This window comes from Paenisporosarcina sp. P4_E4_2, from assembly GCF_056401595.1.
In genome coordinates, this window is the sequence record NZ_JBFUJC010000240.1 from 1 (window position 1) to 4,895 (window position 4,895).

At 40.5% G+C, this 4,895-nt stretch carries 6 protein-coding genes; 2 read left to right on the forward strand and 4 right to left on the reverse strand.

Annotation, left to right across the window (positions count from 1 at the left end; all coding sequences use genetic code 11):
- Nucleotides 1-2 precede the first annotated feature (2 nt).
- On the forward strand, nucleotides 3-554 hold the full coding sequence (locus AC1DSB_RS14425) for a CotY/CotZ family spore coat protein (protein ID WP_016427996.1): 552 nt from the start codon (nucleotides 3-5) through the stop codon (nucleotides 552-554).
- Between the two features lie 175 nt (nucleotides 555-729).
- Here AC1DSB_RS14425 and AC1DSB_RS14430 read toward each other — a convergent pair whose 3' ends face one another.
- The 3 genes from AC1DSB_RS14430 to mgtE form a co-directional block, all read right to left on the reverse strand.
- Nucleotides 730-1,146: a hypothetical protein gene (locus tag AC1DSB_RS14430; protein WP_477531652.1), complete on the reverse strand. Its 417-nt coding sequence runs from the start codon at nucleotides 1,144-1,146 to the stop codon at nucleotides 730-732.
- A 42-nt stretch (nucleotides 1,147-1,188) separates the two neighbouring features.
- Nucleotides 1,189-1,959, reverse strand: coding sequence for an enoyl-ACP reductase FabI (gene fabI / locus AC1DSB_RS14435; RefSeq protein WP_016427998.1), 771 nt, complete (start codon nucleotides 1,957-1,959; stop codon nucleotides 1,189-1,191).
- 175 nt (nucleotides 1,960-2,134) lie between these two features.
- On the reverse strand, nucleotides 2,135-3,508 hold the full coding sequence (gene mgtE / locus AC1DSB_RS14440; protein WP_016427999.1) for a magnesium transporter: 1,374 nt from the start codon (nucleotides 3,506-3,508) through the stop codon (nucleotides 2,135-2,137).
- A 100-nt stretch (nucleotides 3,509-3,608) separates the two neighbouring features.
- Between mgtE and prpE the strand changes: the two genes are divergently transcribed.
- Entirely contained in the window at nucleotides 3,609-4,361 is a 753-nt protein-coding gene (prpE, locus tag AC1DSB_RS14445) for a bis(5'-nucleosyl)-tetraphosphatase PrpE (protein WP_477531654.1), read from the forward strand.
- Here the strand turns inward: prpE and AC1DSB_RS14450 are convergent.
- Nucleotides 4,358-4,895, reverse strand: a 538-nt coding sequence (locus AC1DSB_RS14450) for an RluA family pseudouridine synthase (RefSeq protein WP_477586958.1), incomplete at its 5' end; no start/stop codon positions are given. The two genes, prpE and AC1DSB_RS14450, sit on opposite strands and share 4 nt — an antisense overlap.

The following is a 4,895-nucleotide window of genomic DNA, read 5'->3' on the forward strand; positions in this document are numbered from 1 at the left end:
AAATGGGATGTGGACGTAACTTGGAATCATCATCATCATCATCGTCATCGTCATCTTCATCTTCTGGACATTTCAAGAAGAAAGATCAATGTATCTGTGATGTAGTTCGTGCAATCAAAGACATTCAAGATCGAGCAACGGACATGGACTGTCCGGTATGTCCAACAAATTGCTTCTTGGAGCCACTTGGTGGATTAGTAAGTCCTTCTCGTCACCAAGCTGATACTCGCGTATTCATGCTTTTGACGGATGACGGTACACCGTTCAAAGCTTTCTTCCGCGATAATGATCGTAAAGACTGTGATTGCTTCTCTGTATTCTTCCGTGTAGAAGAAATATTCGATGGTTGCTGTGCAACACTTCGTGTACTAGAACCTTTGGATCATCATCATAAAGAAGTAGATCTTTTAAACGATTGTGGCGACAAATTGGATTTAAGAAAAATTTGTAAAGTTCGAGATTTCAGACTTTCTAATAGCTGTATTACCGTTGACTTGAATTGCTTCTGTGGCATTGAATGTGTAGCAGACGTATTTCTAGGTGTTTGTGACTAATTAATAAACACGTCAAGCGTGCAGTGTCTAATTAGCTCGACTTCCTATCAAAAGGAGTCGGGCTTAGTTTTGGTTTGTCAACAGAATGTGTAAAATGACAAAAATAATTCGGCTAGTTCCAGATAAAAAGAAAAAACATCCACTATGTTAAAATGGATGTTTTCTTCACTACTATTCACACTCGAGTCGGGAGAATTTTTCCTCCCCACCAAATCTCTTTAATTTCGTTAATTTCAAATGCCATAATCTCGTCTTCAGCTGATTTAATTTGGACACTATCTGAATAAAGCACATCCACGATACCGCCAATTTTTTCACCATCTTTTAATTGAAAAAAAAGTGGCTTATATACAAACTTTGCAAAATCTGACGTCAAAAAGCGCAATCTTTGCCACATCAATGGATCGGTTTCAATTACGGTTTCGACTTTGGCTTCGGCTTCGGCTTCGACTTTGGCTTCAAATTTGGCTTCGAGGTCTTTAACAACAGGCTCCGGGAAGATTGAAGTACTTTCTTCTTGCCAACGAGACACCTTACGGACATACCTATAGACCGGCGGACCTTGGACAAAAAGGAGCGGATCATTTTCCAATGGAATACACACACCCTTTTTGAAATAGCTTATGCTGCAGGTTTACAATATGTGAAAACCGCTGTCACAATGAATGGTTTCACCTGTAATCCCGCGTGATAATTGACTAAATAAGAACAGTGCCGTATCCCCTACTTCTTCAGGTGTAGTATTGCGACGAAGCGGTGCACGTTCTTCGATCTCTTTCAACACACTGTTAAAATCACTTACACCTTTAGCAGACAACGTGCGGATTGGGCCAGCTGAAATGGCATTGACACGGATGTTATATTTCCCAAGATCTGCTGCCAAGTATCGTACTGACATATCAAGCGATGCTTTGGCAACACCCATGATATTGTAATTCGGTACCACTTTTTCTCCGCCTAAATAAGTTAAAGTGACAATACTTCCGCCTTCTGTCATTAATGGCTTAACAGCTTTCGCTACCACCGTTAATGAGAAAGCACTTATATTATGTGCAAGCAAAAACCCTTCACGTGAAGTATCTGAGAAGTTCCCCGCTAACTCTTCTGTTTTAGCAAATGCGATACAATGGGCTAAACCATCTACTTTTCCTACTGCTTGTCCAATTGTTGCGAAGCATTTCTCCACATCTTCGTCATTTGTTACATCACATGGAAGAACAATTTCATGTTTCCCTTCCAATGTTGCTACTAAATCACGCACGGGTTTCTCGAATCGTTCCCCCGCGTACGTGAAAATGATATTCGCTCCAGCTTTATCCAACGACTGTGCGATTCCCCAAGCGATACTGCGTTTATTTGCTACACCCATGATGACAAACGTTTTCCCCTGCAATGACAAAGACATATAAAAATCCCCCTAATTAATATTCTTCATTAATACCTGGTACTAATAATACATCACAAAAAAAGAAAGTGCAAAAAGAATATGACACTAGTAATAGTTAGTGGGTTTGTGAAGGCGCTTTTCATATAACAAAAAACCAGAACCCCAAATCAATGGGGTTCTGGTTTTCATTAAGCTAAAGTTGTGTGAGAAACATGCTAGCCAATCCTAAATAGATTAAGATGCTGATAATGTCGTTGAGTGTCGTAATAAATGGTCCAGACGCCACAGCAGGGTCGATATTCATCCGGTGAATGAGTAACGGAATGAAAGATCCCGACAAGGTAGCAACAAAAATGGAGCCGAAAATTGCTGCCCCGACTAACAGTCCAAGCAATAAATCGTGTTGACTGAAAAACACAATGCCCACGCCAAATACCGCACAAACAATACCGGTGATTAGGCCTGTACCCGCTTCACGCATCAACAATTTCAATTTGCTTTGTTCGGCGATATCGCCTGTTGCAATACCCCGAACGGCTACAGCAAGAGCTTGGGTCCCACTGTTGCCTGCCATTCCTGCAATTAACGGAATAAAAACGGCTAAAATGGCAACCTGGTCTAGTGTTTCCTCAAAAATACCCATCAAGTTTGCAGTGAGCATCCCCAAAAACAATAAAATGATGAGCCATGGCAACCTTTTTTTTGCTGCTGTTAATGGCCCTTTATCAAATGTATCCATCTCTGATACGGCTGCCAATTTCGAGTAATCATCATTCGCTTCTTCTTCGAGTACATCTAAAATATCATCAACTGTGATGATTCCAAGTAAATGATTTTGAAAATCTACTACAGGCACTGCCAGGAAATCATAGTCTTTTATCATTCTTGCTACTTCTTCCTGATCGTCACTGACTGACACACTTACTACACGTTCATTTCGAATCGTACGTATAAGAGTGTCTTCTTCGGCAATAATTAAATCACGTAATGAAACAACTCCCGTCAGCTGGTGATCATCGTTGACGACGAAAAGGTAGTAAATGGTCTCAGCTTCAGGGGCAGCGTTTCGCAAGATGGTCATCGCAGAGCGACATGTTGAATTTTCGGGAATTGCTACATATTCGGTCGTCATAATGGATCCGGCCGTATATTCTTCATAATGGAGCAAGTCTTTGATTTCCTTAGCCGACTCATCATCCATGATAGTCAAATAGCTGGCTACTTGATCTTTGCCCAGCTCATTTAGTACGTCTACAGCATTATCGGCATACATTTCGGATAACATATCCGCCGCATACGTATTGTCCATTTCTTTTAGAAAAGGTTCATATTCATCGTCATCGAGTTCAATCGACTGGAAAATTACTGCCATTTCTTTCGGAGAGAGATACTGATAGATAATTTGCCTGCTGTCAGGTCCCACCTTTTCAAAAAATTGTGCCTGATCATATGGATGAAGCGCTAAAAATTCATCTCTGAATTCATCTACTTGTTGGTCAGTCAGAAATGCTAGCAGTTGTTCAGCATCGAATTGGTTTTCTTCGTTATGTTTACGCTCCTCTGTCATGTATGCCCCCTCCTTTCTTTGCCCGTTACAATTCTACATTCCCCATTGTATGGGGTAAACTGAAGTTATAGCAAACTATTTTTATAATGAGGTGAAAGAATTGTTGTACGATATCGTTGGAGATATCCATGGATGTTACGAAGAACTGACTGCATTGATTGAAAAATTAGGCTATCAACCGACTGAAGAGGGATTCGTTCATCCACATGGACGCAAACTTGCCTTTGTCGGAGATGCAGCTGATAGAGGACCGCAATCCTTGGCAGTCCTGAACTTATTGTTTGATTTGCAGGATGCCACGCAATTAATTTATTCCCCGGGAAATCATTGCAACAAACTTTATCGCTATTTTAAAGGTCATAAAGTTCAAATTACTCATGGTCTGGAAACGACCGTAGAAGAATTTAAGCAATTATCTCCAAATAAACAAGATCCATTCAGAAAGCGATATATTGCTTTTTATGAAGCACTTTCACCCTACCAGCAGCTTGACGATGATCAACTGATTATCGCTCATGCTGGAATACGCGAAGATATGATCGGTAAACCGATACAAAAAAATATTATTGTTTTTGTCTTATACGGTGATATTTCCGGTAAACAACATGCTGATGGTCGTCCAATACGGGGAGATTGGGCCAAACATTATAAAGGTCCTGCATTTGTTGTATACGGTCATACACCTACCAAAGAAGCACGCTTTAAAAACCGAACGGTGAATATCGACACGGGCTGTGTGTTCGGCGGGAAATTATCTGCCCTCAGATATCCTGAGATGGAAGTGGTTTCAGTACCTTCACTCCAGCCATATGTAGAAGAAAAATTTCACGACTATGAAAACTATGAAAACTAATGGAGTAATTTACTCATATCGTCTGGCAATGGACTCGTAATGGTTAAAATTTCTCCGGTTAAAGGATGTTTAATATCTACAGATGCACAATGGAGTGCCTGTCGTGTAATTAAGTCCAGTTTCCCCCCGTATAGATCATCTCCCATGATTGGATGACCAATATGAGCCAAATGTACACGAATTTGATGAGTTCTTCCCGTGTGCAATAGACATTTCACGTGTGAAAAATGTGAATCGTATCGAATGATACTGACATCGGTATGAGCAAATAGACCATCATTCCGTACTTCTCTTTCAATAATACTGCTTCCTTTACGTCCAATCGGTTCGATGATTTCTTGTGTCTGTTTCTCGACTCTGCCGTGAACAATGGCTTCATATGTCTTATTCATGACATGTCCTTGATTCATGATGTGATGGATGTGTCGATTTTTAACTAAACAGACTAAGCCAGATGTATCACGGTCTAGTCGAGTCAAAATATGGACTGTCGAAGGAATCGACATTTCTTCATAATAGTGAGCTACATAATTG

Excerpts from the sequence above, each read along its gene's own strand:
- mgtE (WP_016427999.1), bottom strand. The coding sequence starts at position 3,508 with ATGACAGAGGAGCGTAAACATAACGAAGAAAACCAATTCGATGCTGAA.
- fabI (WP_016427998.1), bottom strand. The coding sequence starts at position 1,959 with ATGTCTTTGTCATTGCAGGGGAAAACGTTTGTCATCATGGGTGTAGCA.
- AC1DSB_RS14425 (WP_016427996.1), top strand. The coding sequence starts at position 3 with ATGGGATGTGGACGTAACTTGGAATCATCATCATCATCATCGTCATCG.